This is a genomic window from Leptospira yanagawae serovar Saopaulo str. Sao Paulo = ATCC 700523 (assembly GCF_000332475.2).
GTDB lineage: Bacteria > Spirochaetota > Leptospiria > Leptospirales > Leptospiraceae > Leptospira_A > Leptospira_A yanagawae.
This window is the reverse complement of sequence record NZ_AOGX02000005.1, coordinates 20001-44667: the sequence shown is the minus strand read 5'-3', so window position 1 is coordinate 44667 and position 24667 is coordinate 20001. Positions and strand designations below refer to the sequence as shown.

20 protein-coding genes are annotated in these 24667 nt (G+C 34.5%); all 20 read left to right on the top strand.

Going from position 1 to position 24667, the window contains the following annotated elements; all coding sequences use genetic code 11:
* The first annotated feature begins 87 nt into the window (after positions 1–87).
* Positions 88–585, top strand: coding sequence for a hypothetical protein (locus LEP1GSC202_RS00365; protein WP_015675687.1), 498 nt, complete (start codon positions 88–90; stop codon positions 583–585).
* Between the two features lie 1557 nt (positions 586–2142).
* Complete coding sequence (locus LEP1GSC202_RS00350; protein ID WP_015675680.1) at positions 2143–2343, top strand: hypothetical protein; 201 nt, start codon at positions 2143–2145, stop codon at positions 2341–2343.
* 14 nt (positions 2344–2357) lie between these two features.
* Positions 2358–3032, top strand: a complete 675-nt coding sequence (locus tag LEP1GSC202_RS00345; RefSeq protein WP_015675676.1) for a hypothetical protein — start codon at positions 2358–2360, stop codon at positions 3030–3032.
* 944 nt (positions 3033–3976) lie between these two features.
* The gene (locus LEP1GSC202_RS00340; RefSeq protein ID WP_156825316.1) at positions 3977–5890 is read left to right on the top strand and encodes a hypothetical protein; all 1914 of its coding nucleotides are present in this window, start codon (positions 3977–3979) and stop codon (positions 5888–5890) included.
* A gap of 146 nt (positions 5891–6036) precedes the next feature.
* Complete coding sequence (locus LEP1GSC202_RS00335; protein WP_156825315.1) at positions 6037–6483, top strand: hypothetical protein; 447 nt, start codon at positions 6037–6039, stop codon at positions 6481–6483.
* Positions 6484–6822: 339 nt separating this feature from the next.
* A complete protein-coding gene (locus tag LEP1GSC202_RS00330; RefSeq protein ID WP_156825314.1) occupies positions 6823–7266 on the top strand; it encodes a WapI family immunity protein in 444 nt (147 codons plus the stop codon).
* Positions 7267–7292: 26 nt separating this feature from the next.
* Complete coding sequence (locus LEP1GSC202_RS00325; protein ID WP_015675665.1) at positions 7293–7898, top strand: hypothetical protein; 606 nt, start codon at positions 7293–7295, stop codon at positions 7896–7898.
* A 376-nt stretch (positions 7899–8274) separates the two neighbouring features.
* A complete protein-coding gene (locus LEP1GSC202_RS00320) occupies positions 8275–9030 on the top strand; it encodes a ParA family protein (RefSeq protein ID WP_341830630.1) in 756 nt (251 codons plus the stop codon).
* A gap of 11 nt (positions 9031–9041) precedes the next feature.
* On the top strand, positions 9042–9857 hold the full coding sequence (locus tag LEP1GSC202_RS00315; RefSeq protein WP_015675690.1) for a ParB/RepB/Spo0J family partition protein: 816 nt from the start codon (positions 9042–9044) through the stop codon (positions 9855–9857).
* A 572-nt stretch (positions 9858–10429) separates the two neighbouring features.
* On the top strand, positions 10430–11044 hold the full coding sequence (locus tag LEP1GSC202_RS00310; protein WP_015675677.1) for a helix-turn-helix domain-containing protein: 615 nt from the start codon (positions 10430–10432) through the stop codon (positions 11042–11044).
* Positions 11045–11110: 66 nt separating this feature from the next.
* The gene (locus tag LEP1GSC202_RS00305; protein WP_039927745.1) at positions 11111–11485 is read left to right on the top strand and encodes a tetratricopeptide repeat protein; all 375 of its coding nucleotides are present in this window, start codon (positions 11111–11113) and stop codon (positions 11483–11485) included.
* Entirely contained in the window at positions 11478–12335 is an 858-nt protein-coding gene (locus tag LEP1GSC202_RS20125) for a hypothetical protein (RefSeq protein WP_244147597.1), read from the top strand. The genes LEP1GSC202_RS00305 and LEP1GSC202_RS20125 overlap by 8 nt, the downstream gene beginning before the upstream one ends.
* 179 nt (positions 12336–12514) lie before the next feature.
* Positions 12515–13138, top strand: coding sequence for a BREX-6 system BrxE protein (gene brxE, locus LEP1GSC202_RS00295; RefSeq protein WP_015675661.1), 624 nt, complete (start codon positions 12515–12517; stop codon positions 13136–13138).
* On the top strand, positions 13131–13910 hold the full coding sequence (locus LEP1GSC202_RS00290) for a hypothetical protein (protein ID WP_015675698.1): 780 nt from the start codon (positions 13131–13133) through the stop codon (positions 13908–13910). Before brxE ends, LEP1GSC202_RS00290 begins: the two co-directional genes overlap by 8 nt.
* Positions 13907–14524 (top strand): BREX protein BrxB domain-containing protein, encoded by a 618-nt coding sequence (locus tag LEP1GSC202_RS00285; RefSeq protein ID WP_015675658.1) that lies wholly within the window; start codon positions 13907–13909, stop codon positions 14522–14524. The genes LEP1GSC202_RS00290 and LEP1GSC202_RS00285 overlap by 4 nt, the downstream gene beginning before the upstream one ends.
* A complete protein-coding gene (brxC, locus tag LEP1GSC202_RS00280; RefSeq protein ID WP_015675681.1) occupies positions 14525–18136 on the top strand; it encodes a BREX system P-loop protein BrxC in 3612 nt (1203 codons plus the stop codon). It begins immediately after the preceding gene.
* Entirely contained in the window at positions 18136–20835 is a 2700-nt protein-coding gene (locus tag LEP1GSC202_RS00275) for an Eco57I restriction-modification methylase domain-containing protein (protein ID WP_015675697.1), read from the top strand. The genes brxC and LEP1GSC202_RS00275 overlap by 1 nt, the downstream gene beginning before the upstream one ends.
* 7 nt (positions 20836–20842) lie before the next feature.
* Positions 20843–22627, top strand: coding sequence for a GmrSD restriction endonuclease domain-containing protein (locus LEP1GSC202_RS00270; RefSeq protein ID WP_015675694.1), 1785 nt, complete (start codon positions 20843–20845; stop codon positions 22625–22627).
* 227 nt (positions 22628–22854) lie between these two features.
* On the top strand, positions 22855–23634 hold the full coding sequence (locus LEP1GSC202_RS00260; RefSeq protein WP_051125262.1) for a type IV toxin-antitoxin system AbiEi family antitoxin: 780 nt from the start codon (positions 22855–22857) through the stop codon (positions 23632–23634).
* The gene (locus tag LEP1GSC202_RS00255) at positions 23627–24538 is read left to right on the top strand and encodes a nucleotidyl transferase AbiEii/AbiGii toxin family protein (protein ID WP_039927740.1); all 912 of its coding nucleotides are present in this window, start codon (positions 23627–23629) and stop codon (positions 24536–24538) included. Before LEP1GSC202_RS00260 ends, LEP1GSC202_RS00255 begins: the two co-directional genes overlap by 8 nt.
* The last annotated feature ends 129 nt before the right edge of the window (positions 24539–24667 follow it).

Here is a 24667-nt window from a genome sequence, read left to right as displayed (position 1 = left end):
GAAATATTTTGCAAAGGCAAGCGATTAATCTTCCAAGTTCCTCACCGATTTGCTAAATAAACTTATGGCTCTTGAATGGATATTAATATGATGCAGATACTAGGGGCTGAGAAATTTATTGATACAAATTTAGAATACCTAAACGAAAATCTTAACTATCCTTTGGTTAAACTAAATAAACAAAGGGGAAATACGAAATATCGCTTTGATAAAGTAAACGAAAGAATTCAATTAAGCGTAACTTTTGATACTGCAGAAGTTTGGTATATTTTTGATAAAAATAAAAAAGATTGGCTATTTGATTTATCTCACTCAGTAAGTAAAGACTCGAATGGAGATCTTTTCTGTGAAGAATGTAAATCTCCGAAGTTTAAAAACGAATCAGAATTTTATCTTTATTATCTTCAAAAAGATTTGCTGAGAATTCAGAAGTCTTATTTTCAAAATGATTCTTATTTATTCTATTATAGAAACAGAAATCGAGAGATCTATTTCAGTGAATTTATTAAAAAAGACAAGTTACTCATTGAATTAAAGAAGAAAAATTTGGAGAAAATAATCTCAATTGAAAAAGTGGTAATTTGAAACTCTACAAGGGTGATCTTTCCCTCCCGTAAACTTGTGAATTCTTATCCACCCCTTCGATAGCTCTTATCCTCATTTGCTTCATTTTCCAAAAATCCCATCCTCACTAGTAAGTCTAGATCAGCTAGCAGGCATGAATACCTTCGCATGTTTGCAGTTATCTCATCTACATACGTAGGATGTACAAATTTGGACTGAAATTTACCTCCCTTCCGAGAAGGGAGTATAACATGGGGAGACGAAGCGAAATAAAGGTGATTCCCTTCTTCAAAATCTATTTGCAACTTTTGTTTAAAATCCCTCAATAGGCTATCACCTAAGTATGGGAAATTTATTTTGAATATTATTAGTCCATCATAGAGTTCTTCTGATTGTCCTGGAACTCTGGGTTGATTTGATTTCACATAACGAACTAAGACATCAATGTATTTTGTTTTAAATCTAAACTTTTGCAGTGCTCATACCTCCTCTTTGTATTAAATTGCCAATTGTAAATTCAATCAGATCTTTGATATTTTACCTAACTCTGCCATTGTGAAATATTTGATGAAAGCAAAATTAGAATCTCTATAAGCCCAAAGAAAACCGACATCTTCCAATTCTGGCTTATAGAGAAAAAGAAATTTAGAATCTAACTTCATAACAAACGAAGTAGAATTGAAACAGAGGAGAGCTTCTTTGTGTATCTTTAAAAAGCTACAGTTCTTTATTTTAATTTTACCTAGGTCTAGATCATTGATGGAACTTGTTTCGATCAACTTTGTAGGTAGAACCACTCGCGAATAAACTCTTTGCTGGTCACTAAACCATTCTCCGTTCCATTTTAAGGATTTAATGAATCCGTAAGAAGTAATGATTTTTTTAATAGGATACCTCCGATCCTTTATCTTCAAACTTAGAAGATCAAAGAACTAACGGCTACTATATCATTAAGCAGAAAATTGCAACCCTTTTTTCTTAGACTTTCAATTTAACGAGGAATTTAAGCAATAGAAAATGGATTCGCAAAAGTTTTAAACCATAGTTAGACGAGTTACTGCAGTTTTTGCATTCAGGTCAGAAGTATCTGAAGTCTTCCTGTCAAAAGCATAGACCATAAGCTACGGTTCCGTTTCCCAAAGGGTGATGTACTTTAGTCCCCTCCCCCCAACTTTTACACTTCGAACAAAGTTTAGAATTGAACTAAATAGATTTAGGACGAAGTTTTCTATTTTTTGCATGTGGCATCGACTCTTCAAAATACCAGTTTGGTATCTAATTTACGTATTAGAAAATTAATTTTTATACCTTTATCCATCATAGGACATTAGAAAATTTTATTTTTGTAACTAATGTTAATGGGAATTATTGTCATATTGCCGTTAAGTATAAAGTTGTGGAATTCTCGGATAGATACAGAAATTGGAAAAACGAAAACTTGGTTGGGGAAATTGTTGAAAAAGCAGTTTTGGAGCAAGCGTTTGAATTTCTACTTAACAAATAAGTAGGCAAATTAATGATTGACAAATTTGTCAACCGTTTAGAATTCAGAATAACCCAGGTATACTGGATTAAAAAATGTTAGAATACGGAAAAATTTTTACAGAAATTACCAAGAAAACTGTTCCCAAATCCGTGGAGGAGTCTTGGGATGCTGTTACCAAAACTAAAGGTATTAGAGATACAAAAATTAGAGAGGTTGGAAGTAATTTAACTCCTATGAGAGGTAATGTATTTCCAATCAGTAACCTAACAACAGACATCGATAAATACCTCTAGAAATAGCCTATCTTGTGTCGTTGAAGAAGAATGCTAAAGTTACCCGCTTCGTTACATTTTATCAAGAAAAATACATTCGCATATATTCTGATCTGACGTCTTTTGTAGCAGTCAAACCATCTCAAATTTTAATAGAAAATGAAAACATAAATTCGCATTTAGTTGTGTATTTATCTGAACCAACCTCTAAAAAAGGAATTGAGAATTTGGATAAAGCCTACAATCACCTTGTTCGCTGTACTATAGATGCCTCTAAAATGCTTTGGATTGAAATGAAAAAGCATTTAGAACAAGAATTCAAAAGATTTAATATTTCGAAATATAGCTATAATTTATCTGAAAGCGAATTATTAGACAATTATAGCAAATTCCTCAGTAAGGGACAAGAAGCTCGTAAAAATGAATTGAATGGTGTTGGAAAAACACCTGAAATGTGTATCGATGATTATTATCAAGCAATTGAATATGCTTGGGCAATTATTAAAAACCATGACAGAAATAAAGCAAAATCATTTGGCGTGTTTAGAATATATCAATGGATTAAAGGAAATATTATTCAAATTATTGCTTCTTTCCTTATTGGTATATTCGCTTCCTGCGCAAGTATAAATTTAGACTTAATTTATAGCCTATTCACTTCTAAAGAAAAATCTCAAACTGATCAGCCAAACTTAAACAGTAAAAAATAATCTTTAATTTGTTATTCCACTGTTATTTTCTTCATTAGTTTCAAATTTAGAACAGTTTAAACTTAAAATCTTCTACAAAATTTATTTTTTTAAGCAGTGTTTTTTGCGGAATATAGAAATAAGAGAATGATGATATTTGACATTAAAACTTAGGATTCCAATTCTTTAAATCTAAGGTAAAAAGCTGATTGGATTGATCCTAATGACTTACTAGAATCTTTCTTTCATCCTTAGAATTAATTCTCTAGTTCATGAATTGTTTTCGAAATCATTCAATGAATTCAAAGGTATATCTTTAATTTCGTCTTTAATAATCTCAGATACAATTGCGACATAAAGGAATTTGAACCATAATTTTAAATATAGTAAAACTCTTTCCTTTCCGCTTTTTTGAATAATTCGCTTACTGTTTAAAGGATTTCTTCTTTTTCAGTGCATAGTTTCGCTTCGATATATGAATAGTTGATTTTGTTCTTATAAAACCAATTTATTTGAAAATGTTCTATTTCATGTATTATTAGGGATAGGAAGATTTTTTTCATAGGGCATGAAGTATTGTGGTGCCTGAAAACACCATAAAATCAAATTCCACCGCTCCGAAATCGAAAGCCACCTCCGATGTATGAATTCTTTCTCGAAACCTCTAGAAATCTAAAAGAAAGCGAAATTAAAGGATTATCGGGAGCTTTTTGAACTAAAAAATCATAAATTTGTCAAGTAAAATTATGCAATAACATCTGATTGGTGATTCGTTTTGACATTTCAGTCTAAAATATGATCATGTCATTGTTACTTATGGGCAACTGTTATGAAAATAGGAGCATTTACATGCTTTACTCTAGGAACGAAGATACTTTTTATTTTTTAAAGAGAAACTAATTAATATTGTAATTATGAACACTTGTAAACAAGCATACACTGCATTCGAATCTAAATGTATCAAATTGAACGAAGAGAATGAAGAAAAATTCATCGCTTCAGTCAATTTACTCGTGGATTCTAAAGACAAGTCCAATAAATTCATATTATCAAGAGAATTTAATCAAAAAATAATTTTCCCACTTTTTACCAAAGTATTAGGTTTTTGCACAGATATAAAGGGCGGGTATATCAACAAAAGAATCAATCTTCCAGAACAAAAATACTCCACATTTACGGTTAACGACAATCAATTACTTTTCAGGTTGATTCTAGGACATTATCAAGCTTGTAATCAACAACCTACTTATAATCCAGAGATTATAGAGAATAAAAATTGGAATGAGCAAAAGATACAAAAATACAATGCGAAAACTAAAAACAATATTTCATTAAGGGAAAATTACAATTCTCATATCCTTTGCATCGACATTGACACTCACGAACTCAATAAACATGATATCTACAAAAACAACAAACTAGTTTACGGAGAAGATTATTATCGAGATTTAATTCAATTCCTTTATGAGAAACTTGGAGTACACCCTATCTTATGTCAAGTTTCAAAGCTTCAGAGAGGAATCTATCTTTACTACAAAACAGACGTTATCCGTAAAAATGAGAAAAAAGAACTTTTTGAAATTATTAAGAACCTTATATCTGAATTCGACGAACCTTATCATGGGAATAAACCTGGAAGAAAAAAAACTATAACCTATAAAAACATTACGGGAATCGAATTAAGGACTCCAAATCATTTAAACAGGCTACCATTATCCTATGATTATAAAGTGTATGATAATAACTACAAACGAATAAATAGCCTCGTAAAAATCTTTCAGAACGTTGCTCAAAACCTAAAAACAAATATTCTACTGTATGATGCAACAAAAAGAGCTTACCCGAAAAATGAGGATCTTGATGTATCCGATGAAGAGATTAAATCTCTATTGGTAAATGCATTCTCAGAGGAAGAAACAGAGCCTCCAAAAATTTGGAATAGAACAAAATCTATCAAACTTAATTCCGCTAATATAAAGGTACCGATAGAAGGAGGTTCTAAAAACAAAGGTCTCTTTCGATTGGCTTGTTTATTTCTCAATTCGGATAAAGCAGACGACCATCAGGTTTTTTACAATTTAGTCTACCTGAATAATCAATCGAGTGGCGATGTATTATTCTGGTTCGATGACTATGCAACTATAAAATACAATGAAAACATTGAAGATAAACAAAGTGATGAAATTTCCTGGATTCCGACTTACTATGGAGTAAAAGCATTAGATGGAATCCTAAATGGTGCAAAAAAATATTTAGAAGCCAATCCTTACGAACACAAGACCAAAGAAAATGAACCAAAGAAATATTACAATGAAGTGGTCTTATCTTCGAAAGACAAAAAGGTTTGTAATCTTATTATAAATGAACTAAAGAACGAGTTTTGCAAAAAATACCCCTACTCTTATTTACACAACGTAGTATTTGAAATAGTCTCAAAGATAAGATATGAAGAAAACAATAAACGGGAAATTAAGAAGGATGCGAAATTTAGAAAAGTTACAAAAGAGCAGCTTGGTTTAGGTACTCAATTTCCTAGAAACTTTCAAGACTTAGTAAAACAAAAGTACAAGTTAAAATGTAATCATTATAAAATGTTTAACTTAATCCTTAAGTCGCCAATCTTTAATCAGATATTTGCTACGAAAAGAGGATACTTATATGGTAAACTAGGAGGATCTTGTAGGCAATTTACTTTTAATAAAGATAGAATTGATTTAATACTTAATCTTAAAGAAAGAATTACTAAAGTAATAAGAATAGAAGAAGAAAACAGAGAGGAGATATCACCTAACCCCCAATCCTTTATATTATGTGAGTCAACAAATATAACAATCGGGGAAAATAGAATTGATATTCCGCCCCTGATAGAAAGTAGTTGAGCATTTTGCAAGAAAACCAATAGATAATCACAAATGATTAAAAAGTTTGGGTTGACAAAACAAAAATTTATCCTCGACATTGCGGGAGCTTTTCTAAAGAAGATTGAATATGCTCCTCTCTTGATTGCTTCGGGAAAATATGCAAAGTGTTGGAGAAATTACATATTTTTAGAAGTATCGGTAAGCATATAATGCCAATGGATTTTGACGCTGATGATCTTTCAATTTTTCTTACTTGGGTGGAGACTTTTCAAATTCAAAGCGGGATGAATGATAATGAAGAATTTGCAGGACGCTTTTTTACACGAATTCTCAATTCATTTAATGAGAATACGCCTGAGAGAAATTTGATAAAAAAACAAAATGAATTTTTAATTCGAGGACTTTATAGCGGTTATGATGGTATCGTTCCAAAAAATTGCACGGAAAAAATCCTCACTCCCCTAGCGAAAGATCTAATCGAATTTGGCTGGAGTCGCAAATTAAACCAGGTTAAATTAAAATTTGGTGAGCTAAGATTTTATATTCCAGAAAAAATCGATATTCTCGAACAACGTATCGAAAACGCCATGTTTGAATGGGGACAAATTTGAATTAATTTTTGGCTGAATCGGACAACTCAAGCCTGATACATTACAAGCATAACCTATAGCATAATATTCTATAATATATATGTATTTAATACCTATCAAATTAATATGCCTTAATTGATTCATCACTGGAGAATCAAGATTTTTTTAACTTTATCACGAGGAGCGGGTCAATTTTCTTCTGGAGTTCAATCAGTAATTTATTTCATCCTATTGGTTTATACTTGTAAACATTGAAATTCATTGTTTACCTACTCAAATTGGGAATAGTCTATCCTGCCTTTTCGTTAAATTTCAAGAATATCTAATTTTTTTGTCCTACCTCGATGATATGGTAATTACATGATCGAATTTTATTGCAAACGACTCAATCAATCGATTCGAATGAAAGCAACTGGGTACCAGTTCCCCTACGAAAATGAATCCTATTACGATGACAATTGGCTGAATTTTGAAATTGAAATTCAAAAGAATGAACAGCATTTTAAAATAAAAGATCCACTCTTTTTAACCTGGGAATGCATAGAGCTAGCAAAATGGTTTCAAAACTTTGATTCACATACCCTGAACACCGACATAATGAATCTTGAGAATACTTTCTGTTTCAGTCGGATTAATAAGACCAACGAAGAGAAATCCAATCTTATCATTCGAATTCATCGGACTTTAGTTCCATATTTGACAATTGCCGTAGAAGAAGAATTTTATTTCTGCCTTGATAATTCTGATTCTCAAAAGGTTTTTCTTGGATTTAAAAATATTTCAAATGAGTTTCCGATAAGATGAGAAGAACAGGGCTAATGGATTAAGATATGAATATTTTTAATACATTTCTATCAAAATGCAATCAGACGGACAACTACACTCGATTTTACCATACAAAAGAATATCTTAGGTTCAAAGGTAGAGAAACCCTAATAAATAAAGCCAAATTAACAGAACTTGGTCAAACCCTTGGTTATAACACGGATAGTTCTTCATTCCTTGCAAAAATTCACAAAAGAATCCATGGATTCGAGAGTTGCACAGGACGAATTCCGTTTAAATATTTAGAAGCAATCGATGTAAAACTAGAAGAATTAAAACTCTGCCAAGAATTGGATTTTGAACTTTTTGAAATTGAAAAATCCGAACCGAGATTTCCTAAAAAAGGGTTCCACAGATTAGCACCAGCCATTTTTCGAATGTCTGAATTTCAAGAGAATACATCCGAGGAAGACGCGATCCAATATATGATACAGGGTGACCTCTGGATGTTATATGCTTCAATCACTTATCCAGAATTACTTATTATTATTCTATCTTCGGGCAAAAAAGAACCTTCATATCACTGGTTGACCCCAGAATTTACTGTTGCTAAACAATGGCTTGATTTTGGAACTTTGGGATATGCAAATGGAATAACTAGAATTGGGTGATAATCTTTTTCGCTGAAAGGAATTTCTATAAAGAATCCCCTCCAGGGACTTACTTTATTCAGGACGTAATCAATGATTCAACTCGCTGAATCCAGGTAGTTTAGGAAACAAATAGCTAAAACAAAGGAAAGCGTCTGCAAATTTTCTTGTTTAGTTGAAATTCTTCTTATTAAGCACGATCGAACTTTATTAGGTGTTTACGAGAACTGCCTAAATTGCGAACAAACTCCCGATCGAGCGAAAGTGCGTTCGTTCAATTCTAAATTTGATCTGAGACTTAGCCCTCCTCCTTCTGATCTATCCTATTCCCCTCCAAAAAGTGCGACTTCGCACTTTTCTAAAAACTTTGCTTTTCATTTTTTATAACCCAGATAATATGAGACATAATATGGAAGTTTTCGATTTCTGGAATGTTAAGGGCGGATCGGGAAAAAGTTCGAATTGTTATGCGAGTGGAATTACACTCCGAGACGCTGGGAAAAAAGTTCTCTTCATTGATCAAGACCCTCAACGTTCCATTACTAAAACCCTGAATGCTCATGCAAAGAAAACTTCTACGCTCTTCGATGTGTATATGAGACAATCAAGTCTCCAGAGTTCAATAATTGAAACAGAAGGGTTTTCCATTTGCCCTGGGGATTTACGATTACTCAGAATCCAGGAATCCGTAGATCAGAATCGGCTAGCCGAAGAATTACAGACTATTTCAAAAAATTTTGACTATGTGCTGATTGATAACCAACCCACATGGAATGCAATTGTCCGAGCAGGAATTGTGGCATGCGATTTATTGATTATGCCGTCTAGAATTTCAATTTTTGATTTAGATGAAGTTAAGTTTTCTTACGAGGAAGCAAAGATCCTGCGTAAAAATGTTCCAATCAAAATTCTCCTAAATCAAGTGAGCAATGCCGAGAAAGCTTCAAAAGATGAAGTGGAGTATATTGAGATGTTTCTAGAAAAATTCAAATCAGATCTCTTAGAATCTAGAATTCCATTCTCTGCATTTATGAAAAAAGTCATCGATAGAGGCGAGACTCTATCAGGGAAAGACCCATCAAAGGCAAGGTTACGATCCTCACTATACTCATTCGTTGCCGAAATTACTAACAACAAAGTGAATTTGAATTAAGGGCAACAGAAATGGCAAAGCAACTCAAAAAAATATTCTCTGATTCTGAATTCAAAAGTGCGACATCGCACTTTGAGGGTATTCAACAATACCTAAGTCTTCCAATTCAAGACATCGAATTGAATTTATCGAAAAATATTCGTGATGATTACGATGAATCTTCATTGGAAGAATTGGCTAAGTCTATTTTAGAAAATGGTCAACTAGAGCCAGTGGGAATTTCTCCAGAAAGGAATCGCAATGGAAAATATGATCTTGTATATGGTTATCGAAGGTGCTTAGCTGTAAAAAAATACGCACCACATGTTTCAATCAAGGCAGTTACAGTCATTAGTGACACTGATGATGATACGATCCAATTACTAGAGAACATTCAAAGGGAAGATTTAACAGACTATGAAATTGCCAAGGCTTTGCTAACCATAAAAGAGAAGTCCAATTTACGAAATGAAGATATCGCAAAAAAAATCCACAAGAGTTTGGATTGGGTAAAAAAAAGAATCATTCATGGAAAGTCCGTAACCCAATTAGAGGGAGCGGGTCAAACTAATCCTGAAACTATTAGAAAATTGACTACTCATCAAATGAGTCAAATATCCTCTCTTGGCTTAGAAGAGAAGATCAAGATAGTTAACTCCTTTGAGAGCAAAGAGAAATCTAAAGTTAAAGATTTCAAAGATTCAGCAAAAAAGCAAAGGACTCCTAAATTAACTTCAAAGGAACTAGCTAAGAGGTTGAAGTTAGAGAAATCTAAACTTGAAAAGCAAATCAAATCTGCAAATATTCGAATCAAACAGATCAATAATGAATTAAAGAAACTGATTTAATGCCCAAATTATAACACTGCATCAAACTCAGAGATATAAAGAAAACGCCGATTCGGAAATATGATCTGAATTCAATGTCCCAGCAAAGATTTGCTGACCAAAAATGAACATTTACCCAACTTAAATGCCCAAAAAAAATTTCCCTCAGAAAATAAAAAAGTGGTACCAATTTTCGTACCCCGATAGCATTGTACTAATTAATCCATTACTGGGTTGTTAATCAAAATCACTCTGGGGCGGTGTGGTAGCCAAACCAGAGACATTTTCCAAAAGTCCCAAATAACTTAATTATGTCTCTAAAAACTATTGACGAGTTTCCATTTCTATTCGATAAATGGATTTGGCTGGATTAACACGTCTTGCCACGGCACTACCACAATGCCGTTAGATTAACAGCCTGGAATCCAAAAAGTTCCAGCTAATTGAACGTTCGAAAGAACTTTCAAAAATTTGACAACCTGACTTAGCCGAAGGCATAACTTCGTCGGAATAGGGGAGTTGAGTATGGCAAAAAAATGAAATCGTTTGCTCTAGCCAGAGGCGTGTTCTCTCGATTTACAACGGAACCTAAAATGAAAGCACAAATTAGAACTGGTGTATGGACACCTGTATGGATCGAAAATTTAAAACTATCTCACAGCCAAACAAGGCTTCTTGCAGAAATAGTTTCTTTGCATGAGAAAGAAGGCTGTTTCGCATCAAACAAATATCTGTCAGAGATTCTCGGATTAAAAACAGACACGGTCTCAAGATTAATCTCAGAACTAAAGAGAAGGGGATTACTCATTCAAACTGGATTTGATGGTCGACGAAGATTCCTGAAACCGATTTATCCGAAAATGAATACAGAAACTGCATTGGAGAAAAATCCAACTCCCGTTACGGAGATTAAAGAAAAAATCCAAATGGCACCCATCGGAAAATCCAATGCTGACTCTCATTTTGATGCACCTCCTATAAGTACAATTGAGGTACAAAATAAAGTACATAAAACTCAAAGAAAAAGTGAAGGAATCAAATTAGAAGAGCTGTGGAACCATTTTGCCAAATGGAGTGAGGAAAGAGTTTCTCCGACAACCTGGGCAATGATCCAAAAATGCCAAGATCCTGGTCAGTTAGGTGGTTCAGCACGGATTTTTTGGGAAAATTGGAGTTCTAGGAATTTGAAAAACCAATATAGCCTATGACTTTTCAAATTGTCCTAGGTCATTGCTAACATATACTTGGTTAAAATCAGGTTTAAGAATTAAAGTATGGAATTGATACATAGATTAGATGATTTCTTTTATTCAATATTCCCAAATATTGAAAGAGGTAATGAAAAATCTATTATTCAAGTTCTGGCAGATTTTTATAGAGTAGGGGTTTACGAGCCTTTAATTGTCGTTTCCAACGATATTGTGACTATTAAGGTTGATATTCAATCCATCGAAACTTTGGATAAAGATTACAGGAAAATAGTATCTTTATGTGAAAAAGGTAAATTTGAAGAAGCAGAACGATTATTAATTCCGATAGTTAATCAGTATCCAACAAATTCTGAATTTCATCGTCTTTTGGGACAAATCTTCTCTGAACTAGGTAAACAAGACCAGGCAATAGATTCCCTTCCATGGTTTTTTGACTGAGTTAGAAAAGAAGAATAATTCCATAAATATCAACCAATACTTCAAAAAGCTTCATGATGGTTTAGTATCACAGATTTTCAACGCCCCCATAGACTTATTCATTGAGAAATATTTGTTTGATCGTTTTGAACGGTTAAGACCTTTTCAGTTGATCTCACTCTTTTATATGATGAAAGAGTATATTGAAGCCTCGACAAGTAAAAAGGTTCAAGAGTATGCTCCTCAGTTTGTAATTTCTAAAAACAGAATTTTAAATCTAGTTTTCGCCATGCAATTTGGAGAACTATTCTGCATTGATTACGTGAACGATTTCAAGTCAAATGCAGAAGAACTAAAAATTGCAAAAGATTTTTACGAACAATTTTTGAATTTAGGCAAAGAAAAGCCCGAAGGCATAGAATACGATTTAATTCAAAGATGGGCGAAACGACTTCAAATCGATTATTTATTTAATTTGGTCGATGAAGAAGATCATGTGGAGCCATTACCTGCCGAAAATAGAGTCTCGAATGAAGATATCGAAATGGCTCGGTTTCTACAATCCCAGGAAATAATCGGGACGAATCATGCTGTAATATTACACATGATAGGTGCTAGAAAGTATTTTGCTAATTTGCCATCTGAAGAAGTGAAAAATATAGCCATTGAAATTGCCACAATTGGAACAAATGGAATCAGCCCAGATAAGAGTGGGTATACTGTTCAAAAAATACCTGGGAGGAGTTTTTCTGGTTATGAACTACTTTCTTATTACTACGTTAGTTTTGCAATTGCCCTTCCTGAACTTCTTCCAAAATTAGGGCTACCTTTTCATGATGAGTTCAAAATTGCTTCGAAATTCGAAATTTAGCATCATTTTATAAATATTTAATAAAACTATCTCAGATTTGTCCTATCGCAATGATATTGTAAAAATTACTTCATTGGCTTCTTTCACAAAGTGATAACGGGAATTAGAATTTTATAAGGGTTTCTTTTTTTGTTAGTCGCCAATTTTCTATAAAACTGGGTTGAATTTTAAGATATTGAATGAAAAATATTGTAAAACTTATGGGAAACGCTAAAATCGAAGCAAATCTGACTTTTTCTTTAGAGGATTTAGATTCAATATTGTCGATTCGATTTCTAGTAGCTCGTCTCGGAGAATCTCCACGTTTTGCTTGGTGGGATAAAAATTTGGATGCGACCGATTTGGATGGGGGAGGTACGTTTTTTCGTAAATTATTGCCTTCCGATGATCAACTTATTGGAGAGATCTCCGCTATGGAAGCAATTGTTTCTTCCGCAAAAGATTTTGAGTGGAAGAAACTGAAAGATGCAAAGAACCAAACTATAACTCTTTCCATTTTTATTGCACCTCCTTACTTAGAATCCGAATTAAGTGATCGTATTTTCCATTTGAAACGTTTCCCGTCTGAGATTTCAAGCAACATAAAGAAAATTATTAATTCTTCGGCTAAGAAAGAGGAGTTATTAGAAGAATTTAAGAATATATCGATAAACGAATCGAATCCGAATACAGAGGGAACTGCTTTTGGTGTTAAGCTGAAAGAAAAAATTAGTTCAAAAGACATTTCGGTCAGCCATTTTCGGAACTTACTTTCTGCTATTTCATTGAAAAAGGGTGAATGGAGTTTTCCTTATTATGAATAGCCAAATCGAAAAGGTAAACGACTCTCTTCTGGCATTGCCGAAAATTGCAAATAAAATCAATTTCCACTTACTAAAAGTAAGCTCATTCCCAGAAGAATCCAAAACCTATGTAGAAAGGTATTTGCTAGAAAAAGATCCAATCGATGTTGATACGGTGATTCGTGAGCGGTGGTATTCGAACAAAACTGACAAAAGGGTAAAAAACCTGCTTTTAGTTTTTAAACATCGCTTCCTGAACTATGACATTGCATTTCGATTTCTGCAATTGAATCTTGGATCATTCAATCGAGTCGATTGGGTTTGGGTGATTTTAGCCCACCTATCACTTTCAGATCCATTATTCCGATGGTATATGAACCAGTTTTTGTATCCCCTGCCCGAAAAATCTACTTTCACGAGAGATCAATTGTCCCGTGAATTATCAACAGTAATGTCTGAAGAGACAAGAGCATTTACTCGAAATACATATTCTGCAAAATTAATCACTGCGACAAAATCTTTAAAGTTAGTGCATGGGCAAAAGATATTTGTTAAAGAAAATCTTTTGTACTCTAGTCTTGGTTTTTACTATTTTTTGTTTTTGCTAAAGTCCATTAGTTTTGACATCGATCAATTGCATCAAACCTCATTGTATCGAGGTTTTTTTAAATCAAAGCAAGATCTGTTCGATGGTTTTGAAAAACTAAAATCTGAAAATTATATCTCGCTTATGTGGTATGGCGAGCAACCATCCATACAATTGAAACAAATGTCAGGTTTGGTTTATCCATGAATACTGAACTTTTAAAACGTTTGAATGATTTAAAAAAGGATATCACTCATCCAGAGGGGATTCAGGTAACTCAAAGCCAGAATTATCCTTTCTCAATCTTTGTTTATCCACCATCAGAAGAGTTTTTTATACGTTCAAGATTTTTGGAAATGATTCAAGAGATCAAAAAAGATGGAATCGAAATTCTAGAGATTAATTTGGCACACGAGTGCTTGGCTTTAATAGGTCAGAGAGATGGTGATACGTCTATTGATGATATTATAAAAACAGAAAAAGCTTTGTTTGAATATGCAAAGGATTATAGTAGCTCCTTTGTATTCATAAGTGATGTATTCTCCAATCTACTTGAGAGTGAGGAGGGTATTTCGAAATCCATATCAAAAAAGATAGAAGATTTTCATAAGAGTCTTCGAGGTAAAAAGGGAGTCGTATTTATTACGAGGGCAGGATTTCTGTATCCCTTCTATCGAACTTCTTCCTTATTAACTTTCTTAACTAACACAAGAGGATTACCTGTCATATTTTTATATCCTGGTGTTAGGACTTCAGAAACGTCGTTAAGTTATATGGGAGTTTTAAGTCCTGATTCAAATTATCGTCCAAGGATGTACTAAATGATTATCAAAGAGATTCTTGCTAGAGATATCACAAAAACTATAGATCCAGTAATTTACTTCCAACAGAGATCTCCTGAAATATTGGAGAGGGAAGTTAGTGAATATGTGATTACGACAAACAAGGAGGGTGCAGAGACAGGAATTCATGAGCAGTATGTGAATCTTCTCTCATCAATTTCAAAATCTCTTGATGCTAATGAAGGATTGCCTGCGTCTTGGATTTCGGGATTTTTTGGATCAGGGAAGTCTTCTTTTGCTAAGTTATTAGGATTGTCGTTTGGAGATATTAAGTTACCATCTGGGAAGTTGCTTTCAGAAGCATTGGTGGATCGAGATGATAATCCAAATGCAAAGGAATTCCAAGAAATTTGGAAAGAATGCAAGAAAAAGTTTGGAGATGCAATCGCTGTAGTTTTTGATATTAGTTCTGTTGCAAAGTCATCTGAGTTACCATCGGCAACGATTTATAGGCAAATTCAGATTGAGTTAGGTTACAGTAATAAGGAACCAATCGCAAGATATGAGTTGTCTTTGCAAAAAGAAGGCAGGTATGAAGAGTTTTTAAAAGTTTATCGCCAGAAATATAATTGTGAATGGAGTGAGGACAAAAATAAAGATAAAGCACCAGATCAATTTTCTCGTGTTTATCATATCCTTTATCCGAATGAATTTCCGAATCCTACAGATTGGTTTTATTCAAGATATGTAAATAAGACGTTAAAAGAAGGCGAAGCGATCCGTAATGCTGTTCAAGAAATCAAAGACATGATGCAATTGAACCATCCAGACAAACGTTTGCTAATTGTTATCGATGAAATGAGCCAATATATCGGAAAGAACACTGATCGTATGCTTAACCTTCAAACTTTTGTTTCAGAAATTGGTTCGTTGCAGAATTCTCCTATCTGGCTTTTTGTGACTGGTCAAGAGAAACTAGAGGACAATGTTCCAGGAATCGAAATCTCTAAAATGCAAGATCGGTTTCCCCCTAGGTTCAGGGTTCACTTACATAAAACGAATGTAAATGAAATCGTTAGAAGAAGGATCTTAAAAAAGTCCGACTCAAAAATCCCCCAACTAAGGGAGTTTTTCTCACAAGAAGTGGTGAGTAAGATTAAAAATAATGGGTATGAATCAGAAAACGTCACTCAAAATGAGCTTATTGATTTCTATCCTTTACTTCCTTCCTATATACCTCTTATCCTCGATTTAAGTCAGGCAATTAAAGCTTATTCTACAAAAGCGCAAGCGGATTCTGCATCCGTTCGAAGTGTTCTGCAAACTATTTTCGATCTCTTTAATCATCACCGAACCAATTTTAAAGATAGAAGTCTTGGTGATTACATTACCATGAAAGATGTCTATGACATAATAGGATCTGCGTTAGGTTCTGAAATGGCAGGAACGATTGATACCATTTCCAATAAATTGAAGGAAGAAATTCCGATTGCAGTGGATATTGCAAAGATAATTGCCATCATGGAATTGAATTCTGAATTGAAGCCTGTTACAAATGAGCTGATACAAAGAATGTTGTTTTCGAATGTAAACAAGACGCCAGCGAAAGAAGTTGTCACTCAGGCAATTGAGAGGCTTGAAAAGGAAAACTTTATCTATCTTGAAGATAAGAAGGGATATCGAATTAAAGATCATGTCGCCCAGGAATGGGGAAAGGACAAGGCTAGACTTGCTGTTGATGAGGAAGAAGCATCGCAACTGATCTTAGAATTTTCTAAAGATGTTTTTGAATCTGTATCAAGACCTAAGATTTTTGATGTTCCGATTGAGGTGGAATTTTCTCATCAAGGAAGAGTCGACAAACCAAAGCAACTACCAAAAATACGCATCGATCTTAACTTCCGTGAAGATACTATGTCTACAGCAACTAAAGATTACTTTATTTCGGAAAGTGCCAAAGAATATAAAACATCGGTAAATGGGGTAAAAGAAAAGGTTATCTTTTTTATCCCAGGAGAAACAAGTCGAGTTGATACATTCGCAAGGCAAATCATCCAATCAGAAAAGATGATTCGAAATAACAGCGGGAATCTTTCTTCATCAAAACAAAGAGTTTATGATGATGAAAAAAGAAAATTAGAGAGGGACAAAGATAAATTAAAACAAGAAATCCTTCTGTCTTGGGCAAGTGGTCGCATTTTTTTTAATGGTAGGGAATATAAGATCCAGAATTCCAATACAGCCGACCAATATTTGCAGAAACTCAAATCACAACTAGAAGCATTTCTTCCCGAAATTTTCTTTCGATTCAGAGATGCTCAGTTTAATATCACAACAAAGGATATTGAACAGTTATTTAAGCCAGAAATTATTTCTCCGTCACCCACTTTGTTAGATGAAAAAGATGGGCTTGCAATTTTGACAAAAAAATCAGGTAGATATGAGCCACTGATCGATAAAGGGATTCCTCAACGGATGTTGGATTATATTAAAGATAAGATTGCTGTAGATGGCGATAATCTGCTAGATTTTTATGGATCACAACCTTTCGGTTACCCTCAAAATGTAATCCAGGCAGTCATTGCAGGATTACTCAGAGCAGAACAAATCAAAATAAAAATGCCTGACCATCGGGAAGCATCGAGTTATCGAGATGAAGGGATAAAGGATTCCATCCTTAGTATATCAATTTTCAAACGCCTAAAAATATTAAGTCAAAATATAACATTCACTACTATTAGAGAGAAGAAACAATGTGTAGATTTTCTAGAATCTGATTTAGGAATTCAGGGATTACAGATTGAATCTGTTAGCATATTCGATGCCATATTTAATCACTTCCCTTCTTTGTCGGAGAGTGTATTGGAGCTTCATGGGAAAATAAAAAAGCTAGGATTAAGATCAATTGATGAATTGAATCGCTTGCATAAAGCTTTAGATCAATGTAGAAAAGATAAATCGGTGGAGGAGTCAGTCCGTACATTATATAACCATCTTCCTGAATTAAAAGAAGATATTCAGTTATACAAAGAAGCTAAGTTCTATTTTACGCCCGATGGTGAAGATCGCATCCGAAAGCTGATCGATTTGAACCAACACCAAATCCGCCAATTGAAAGAATTGGGCGAAGAGTTGGGGATTGAGGAAGATATTAAAAAAATTGAAAGTAAACTTGGTTCTGATCGACCTTGGAAAGAATTGGCTGATCTTAACTCATCTCACGAAGCAATTCGAAATGCTTACAAAGAAATTCGAGAATCCATCGTCTTTAAAAATAGAGGCGAGGTGGAAACTGCTTACTACCAAATCAAATCGAGAAAAGGATTTGAGCAACTTACTGAAGAAGAGCAAGTGCAAATCAAGACTGTGTTGGAGGCTTCCCTCCAGCAACAAGATGTGGAAAGTTTGTACCCAACTTTACTTCAAATTAAGAACTATGGAAATCAGATAGCAACTGACAAATCCAAAGCAAATGATTTGTTCGATGAACTTCTATACAAAAAAGAGAAACGTATTGAGATTCGAAAAGTAAAACATGGCTTAGACAATCGAGATATTGTAAGTGAAGCTGATTTGGATGAGATGCTTTCAGAGCTAAGAGATAATTGTTTGGCTGAAATTCGAAAAGGATATTCCATTCGGTTGGTGTAATGTTAAGTAGCTCGGATCGTTCTAAACTAAAATCAAAAGTAGGAAGATTAAAAAGCCTTCTCATCGAAAAATTTACAGATTACGCAAACACTCGTTATTATTTGCAAATCTCGGAAGAGAAACGAAAGAAAGAACTTTTTGAAAATCATCCGATAGGTTATCACGAGTGGGAGCAAATTGAAAAGAAATTAGCAACCACAGGGATGAGTGTCAAAGAATACATCTTTGAAAGAAGTTACACCTATCTCAATCGAACCTTTTTCCTAATGAGGCTCGAAATCCTTGGGATTCAAAAGTATCCCGTTTTTCACGGAATGAAAGAATCCAATGGTTGGAAGGAATTTAAATTATTTTGTCCTAATCTTTGCCAAGATGCGGATGAAGGTTTTTTATTCTTAACTAGGCAAGTATCGGACTATTATGCAAGGGAACTTCCTGGGTTATTTTTAGATGATTCGGCGGATCGGGCTTTTGGGATTCCCAGGGAATTGATCTACGAATTGTTTTTGCAATGGAATGATCCTGAACTTTCTTCTATTTTTTTAGATGATACTACGGCAGGATGGATCTACCAATATTGGAATGATCCTGATAGGGAAGCCATCAATGAAAGAGTCAAAGACAAAGGTAAAATTTTAGGGAAAGAAATCGCTTCAGCGACTCAGCTATTTACCGAGCGTTATATGGTAGAGTGGCTGATTCAAAACAGTGTGGGAAACCTTTGGTTTGCTATTTGCAAGAAGAACCAGTGGAATACGAATGCGATCCAAGTTCTTGGAGAATTGAAAGAACGAAGGAAAGCCCATAACCAAAAGATCGCTAAAAAAGTTATCTCCGAGGATACAGCTCTCTTAATTGAAACAGAAGAAGAGGAATACTGGAAGTATTTTCTCGAAAGGGAACTATCGGAAGAAGAAATCCAAAATGTAATTGGATCGATACGAGAGATCAAACTTTTAGATCCAGCCTGCGGTTCAGGTCACTTTTTACTGTATGCCTTTTATTTTCTTTTTTATCTCTACAAAGAAGAGGATCGAATTCTAAAGTCGATCCATCCAAGTTATGTGGAAGCTTCTGATGCAGAGATTGCGAAATCAATCTTAGAGAACAATTTGCACGGTGTGGATCTTGATCCTCGTGCCATCCAAATCGCTGTTGCCAGTTTGTATACGACGGCACGAAGGTTTGGAGAGCTTCAATTGAACCATTTGAACTTGGTTGCAACGAGACCAAGTATCGGAAGTCATACAAGCGAAGAGGAGTTAAACCATTTTAAGGATCTCTTTTGTGAATCTTTAAATGTTCCAAGAAATGTTGCGGACTCCCTGATTGAACTTCTTGGAACATCAGATGTCTTGGGATCTCTTTTGCAGATACGAACAGAAATTCGAAATCAAGTGGCAGGACTTGAGTTGTATTTCCAAGATGCTGAAGGCAATATTTTTTCCAAGTTAGAAGAATTCTTAAAAGACCATGACCTTGGAAATGACTTAGGTGTGTTTACCCTTGGAACTCAGTTGAGTCGCGGGCTTCGATTGATCCGCATTCTTGACTCAAAGTATGATGTAGTTGTTGCGAACCCTCCTTATCTTTCAAACTCCAAAGTGGAAGAAAGTGCCTCTGGTATTTTTGTAAATGGTGCAAGTGAACTTTATGAATCGTTTATCTATGCTTTTAAGGATCGATTGAAGGATAGTGGACACTTCGCATTACTTACTGCTCATAATTTCTTATTCATTGAAAAGTTTTTCAATTTAAGGAAATATCTCTTAGAAAACTTTACCTTAGATAGTTTGGTTCAATTAGGAGTTTGGACATTTAAAGAAATTTCACAGCCAGGAGCATTGGGATTTGCTTGTTTCATACTTAGAAACGAGAAATCCAATAAAGATAGTCTGTTTTTTAGAATTGGAAGTGGGAATTTCAGAAAAGACCCTTATGTAAAAGAACCATTTCTTCTCAACCAACCCCAGAAACGCCTCTACCACTTCGACCAACGCAAGTTTGCTGATATCGAAGGAAGCCCCATGATCTACTGGTGGACGGAAAATTTTAGGAAGTGGTATTTGCAGGCGGAGAAGGTGGGTGAATTAGGAGAAGTTATGAATGGTATGTCAACAACAAACAATGAAAGGTTTTTGTTGAAACATTGGGAATGTAAAAATTCGGATATATCGCTTTATTTGCAAGAAAGTAAAAATGATATTGAGAATGAGAAAAAATTTGTACCAATAATTGATGGTTCTAAATACTCCATCTTTCTTGAAAGTTTATCTTCGGTTATAAGGTGGAGAAATAAGGGGTTGGAGATTAAATCTTTTATTGTCTCAAGATACGGAAATTATGGGAAAAGAATTTATTCGGAGGAAAATTATTTTAACCAGGGGATTTCATTTAACTTAATCGGTGCTAGTAATCTAGTATTTAGATTACGAAAATTCAAATCAATTTTTCTTAATTCTGCACCTTCAATTTTTAACCATAAGGGTAGCGAAATTATTCCAAGCTTACAATCAAAAATTCAGGTATTCATTGCTAATTCAATAAATCCAACAATTAATAATACTTCTGGAGATATAAAAAATTTACCAATCCCAAATGTAATACATTCGAAAGATTTTGTTGAAAAAGCTAGGGTCTTATCTCAAGAAGAATTCTCCATTGATGAAACCAATATTGAGTATGAGTATGAAGGGTAGGGGATAGATGCAAAAGTATTCTGTTAACCAACAACTTATTGAAACTCTTTTAGCATGGGTAAATTCAGGAGAAATAGCGATACCAGAGATCCAAAGACCTTTTGTTTGGGATGGTTCCAAGGTTCGTGATCTAATGGATAGTTTGTACCAAGGGTACCCAATTGGTTACGTAATTGCTTGGAGAAACCCCAATATCCGATTGAAAGATGGTACTTTGAGTGAGGGTAAAAAAATACTCATTGATGGGCAACAGCGTGTCACAGCCCTAACATCCGCAATCCTCGGAAATTATGTAATAGATAAATCGTATGAAAGAGTAAAAATCAAAATTGCTTTCAACCCAACAAATGAAAAGTTCGAGGTTCAAAACCCTGCCATTTTAAAAGATAAGACTTGGCTACCCGATATCTCGCAGGCAATCAATGGGGATCTATTTGAGATCGTAAACAATTACTTCGAGCTAAATCCGAATGTAGATAAAAAACAAGTCCAGAATGCATTTTCTAATCTATTCAACATTCCCAAAAAACAAATTGGGATCATTGAACTGTCAGCAGATTTAGATATCGAAACTGTTACAGAAATTTTCATACGAATCAATTCGAAAGGTGTAGTCCTTAGCCAAGCAGACTTTGCGATGAGTAAGATCGCTTCAAATGAGGAATACAAAGGGAATGAATTACGAAAGGCAATTGATTACTTTTGTCATCTTTGTATCTCTCCCGAATTCATGAATCACATCGTTGATCATGATAAAGAATTTGCAAAAACGGATTTATTCCAAAAAATGCTTTGGCTGAAAACAGAGAATGATGACCTGTATGACCCCGATTACAATGATTTGATTCGTGTCGCATTTACTACTCAATTTAACAGAGGTCGATTGTCAGATCTCGTGAGTTTGCTTTCAGGAAGGAATTTTGAAACAAGAACTTATGAAGAAGCAATTGCTGAAAAATCATTTTCTACATTGAAGGCAGGAGTTACTAATTTTATCAATGAAACCAATTTTAAAAGATTTTTGATGATCATAAGATCAGCAGGTTTCATCAATTCCAAACTGATTCGTTCCCAGAATGCGATTAATTTTGCATACATCGTTTATCTCAAACTAAAAGATATGGGAGTTAATTCAGTAAAAATTGAAAGTTATGTAAGGCGTTGGCTAGTTTATAGTATTCTCACGGGAAGGTATTCAAGCTCGCCAGAGAGTATTTTTGACTTTGATATTAAGCAAATATCTCAGAAGCCATTTGATGAATATTTAAAAGAAAAAGAAGAAGGAGAACTATCCGATGCTTTTTGGAATGCATCTCTACCACAGAGTTTGGATACTTCCGTTGCGAGTAGTCCTTGCTTTCATGTATTTTTAGCTTCACAAGTAAAAGCAAACGATAAGGGTTTTTTATCAAAGGATGTTCTTGTTTCTGATCTGATTTCACTTAAAGGTGACATTCATCATTTATTTCCCAAAGACTATTTGAAAAAGAATGGCTTGGACAGAAGTCACTACAATCAAATCGCTAACTATGTGTATATGCAGTCAGAGATCAACATCAAGGTAGGGAACAAACCTCCCGCAGATTACTTTTCACTTATCAAAAATCAAATGTTAGATAACAATCAGAATGTAAGTGGAATTTCCACTGAACAAGAATTGTTGGAAAATTTAGAAATGAATGCCGTTCCAGCGGAGATCATGCAGATGAAAATTGATGACTATAAGGATTTTTTGCAACTTCGAAGAAAGCGAATGGCTACAAAGATTAAGGAGTATTATCTTTCGTTATGAAAGGTAACAATCTTTGATGCCTACCTCTCTCCCTATTTTTCCTTCTGCGAATGACTCATTCATCAACGGAGGCATATGGAATCGCCTTTTCTCCACTCAAAAAGACATAATTATTAGAATTAAGTTTATTCTAGGTCTAAAATTCATACTTAAACTATTAAAATATGCTCTAAATCAAGAAAAAGAATGGATTTGTTTGAAAAGGTGCTAAAATTAATATCAATACTATGAAAAATGGAACTAAAATAAGAAATTTAGTTACTGGCTGGGTTCCAGGCGGAGTCTATTCAGCCAGATGGCTCAGAGAACAGGGCTACAGCTATTCTAATTTGCAGATCTATAGGAGGAGTGGTTGGATACAAGCCATAGGATCTGGAGCTTATACCAGAAGTGGTGATGACTTACAGTGGCAAGGGGGGGTTTGGGGTCTCCAGAAACAATTAAACCTCCCAATCCACGTTGGTGGGAAAACTGCCATAGAAGAGGCAGGTTATGCCCAATATTTAAATCTAGGGAAACAAAAGGTCTATCTCATCGCAGATCCAGATACCAAACTTCCAACGTGGTTTCAGAAAACAAATTGGAATGCTCAAATCGGATTTTCACAAAGTTCATTGTTCGGTGGTTTCAATCGTAATCAAAACAATCTGGATCAAAGTTTGAAAACAGTCTCTTTCGGAAAGCTTGATATTCTATACTCAACGGTTGAGAGAGCAATACTCGAATATTTGGATTGGGTTCCCGATAAACATTCCTTTGACGAAGCACATGAAATCATGGAAAATCTAACCTCCCTTAGACCAAAGTTAATGCAAAGTCTATTGGAACGTTGCCATTCCGTAAAAGCAAAAAGACTGTTTTGTGCAATCGCAAGCAAAGTCAATCACCCTTGGTTTTCAAAACTTGAAATCGACAAAGTAGATTTAGGAAGTGGAAATCGACATCTGATAGATGGTGGCGAATACGATTCAAAATATAAAATCACAATAAAGGCTCGTAATGAATAAGTATACGGCTTATGTGAAATTGTTGTTAAAGGTGCTTCCTCTTGTCTCAAAAGAGAAATGTTTTCATTTGAAGGGAGGAACTGCAATCAATCTTTTTGTTCGCAATATGCCTCGCTTAAGCATTGACATCGATTTAGCATACGTTGGAAAAGAACCCAGGTTGCAGGCATTCCAAAAGTCAAAAGAGGCTCTAACTCGCATTCAGCAAAACATACAACATTCAATTCCAAATGTGAAGGTATTTTATTCCGAAGTAAATGATCCCAATCAAATCGGAAAGTTGTTTGTTTCCCAAGATGGGATTCAAGTTAAAATAGAAGTCAACCCTGTCATTCGAGGAACCGTATACGAAGGTGAAGAGAGAGATTTAGTACAAAATGCGGAGGAAGAATTCGGAGTATCATTTGCGGTTCCAACTGTTTCTTTAGCAGACTTGTATGGAGGGAAAATTGTTGCATCACTCGATCGGCAACACCCAAGAGATCTATTTGATGTGAAGCTCCTTCTTGAAAATGAAGGCATCACACCAGAAATCATGCAAACCTTTGTCATATATCTTTCCAGTCACAATAGACCATTCCATGAAGTCTTAAAGCCCACCAAAAAGAACATGGAATCTCTATTCAATCAAGAATTCATTGGGATGACCTCATTGGATTTTTCCTACAAGGATTTCGAATCCACCAGAGATCTATTGATTGATGAATTAAGCAGTAAATTAAATCAAAATCAGAAAGAGTTCCTGATCACCTTACAAGAAGGAAACCCTAAATGGGATTTATTGGGGCTGGAGGGAATTGATAAACTGCCAGCTGTTTTGTGGAAATTGGAAAACATTCAAAAAATGGAAGAATCGAAAAAGAAAGAAAGTTTAGAAAATTTGAAACGAGTGCTTGCCCAATGAAACAAATATTGAATAGGATTACCAGGTTAGGTGAATGTTGACGATCCTTTTTATACAATATTTAAAAGAGCAAGATTCCACTCTAAACATGTGTAAAAAATTGAAATATTTACCTACATCGAAGCATTC